This is a genomic window from uncultured Albimonas sp., from assembly GCF_963977235.1.
In the GTDB taxonomy this organism is placed as follows: domain Bacteria; phylum Pseudomonadota; class Alphaproteobacteria; order Rhodobacterales; family Rhodobacteraceae; genus Albimonas.
Window position 1 is genome coordinate 1 of record NZ_CAXBOD010000149.1, and the last position, 1618, is coordinate 1618.

The 1618-nt window shown below is 76.5% G+C and carries 1 protein-coding gene and 1 pseudogene; both read right to left on the minus strand.

Annotation, left to right across the window (positions count from 1 at the left end; genetic code table 11):
- Positions 1 to 209 (minus strand): annotated as a pseudogene (locus tag AAC134_RS23850) (hypothetical protein); the annotation flags it as partial.
- 231 nt (positions 210 to 440) lie between these two features.
- On the minus strand, positions 441 to 1361 hold the full coding sequence (locus AAC134_RS23855) for a 2-dehydropantoate 2-reductase (protein ID WP_339952313.1): 921 nt from the start codon (positions 1359 to 1361) through the stop codon (positions 441 to 443).
- Positions 1362 to 1618: the final 257 nt, after the last annotated feature.

The following is a 1618-nucleotide window of genomic DNA, read 5'->3' on the forward strand; positions in this document are numbered from 1 at the left end:
GGCACGCCCGCGCCCGTCACCGCGCTCGCCGCACCCGCGCCCGGAACCTTGGCCCCGACCGCCGAGGCCGCGTCCCCGGTCGAGGGCATGGCCACGCCCGAGGCCGCGCCCGCCGCGTCCGCGGCCGCCTTGGCCTTGTCCGCGCCGGCCGCATGGGCCGCGCCGGCGCCTGCGATGAGGATCGAACAGAGAATCAGGGTCTTACGCATGGCCGGTTCCTTCCGTTTCGCCAACGGAGCGGACACCCGTCCCCCGACCGGCTCCCGGTCGGCTCGCCGCATCGTCGCCCGCTCCCGCCCGGCCTGGGCCGGGGCCGGAGCGCGACGCGCGCCGGCGCCTGAACCCCACCGCACGCTCAACGCCGCGTCAACTGATTTCGCCGCGCGGCAGGCGCCCCTCAGGTCGCCCGGTCCGCGCGCCCCGCGCCGCTCGCCGCGCCCTCAGCGACCGTCGCGATGGGGCGCCAGCACCGCATACATCGCCGCCGTCGCCGGCGTCGGCACGCCCAGCTCGCGCCCCATCCGCGCCACGGCCCCGGTCATGTGATCGACCTCCAGCGGCTTGCCCGCCTCGAGATCCGCGGCCATCGAGGAACGGATCGACCCCGACATCTTCCCGAACCGCGCGATCACCTTCTCGGCCGTGTCCTCGGGCACCGGCGCGCCCGAGGCGAGCGCCACCGCCTGCGCCTCGCGCACCAGCGCCTCGTAGAGAGTCCGCAGTTCGGGGATCGTCTGCAGCGCGCCCACCGTGCAGCGCGCCGCGGCGGTCAGCGTGCCGGTCCCGTTCCAGGCGATCATCTTGCGCCAAAGGTCCACGCGCACGTCGTCCGACTCGGGCGCCGGCGCGCCCGCGGCCAGGAACATCGCCCGCGCCGCGGCCGCGGGCTGGGTGTCCTGGCGCCCGTTGCGGTCGCCGAAGATGATCCCCGTCTCGCTGTCGAGCTTGCCGATCACCCCGGGCCGCACGACCTCGGCCGAGACCAGGGCCGTGCCGATCAGCGCCCGCCCCTCGCCATAGACCGCCTCCAGGCGCTCGGTCGCGGTGACGCCGTTGAGGATCGGCAGCGCCACGCCTCCCTGCGCCATCAGCGGACGAGCCATCGCCATCGCCTCGTCCAGCTGGTGACCCTTCACGCCGAAGATCACCAGGTCCGCGGGTTCCAGCTCGGCCGGATCGGCGGCCGCGGGGACCTGAACGGTGGTGGTCTTGCCGCCCGCCTCCTCCAGCGTCAGCCCGTTGGCGCGGATCGCCTCCAGGTGCGCGCCCCGCGCCACCACACAGACGGGGTTCCCCGCCGCGGCGAGCCTCACCGCCAGGTAGCCCCCGATCCCGCCTGCGCCGACGATCGCCACCTTCATGGAGATGCTCCTTCCGCCCGATGTCCGTCACGCCCGAGGCCCAGCCGCGCCCCGCGCCCCGGTCGCCAGGAGGCCGAACCGTCCTGACCCGACCCTGTCCCGACCTGCTTAACCCCGCCGCCGCCCGCGCGCGCCCGGCCCGATGCCGCAGCGCGCCCGCGCTCGCACCCGTGGCCTCGCGCCCGCCCGCACCCGGGCCCCACGAGGGGGACGGTCGGGCGGGGCGTTGCGGCCGCGCAGCGGACGCGAGGGCCGCC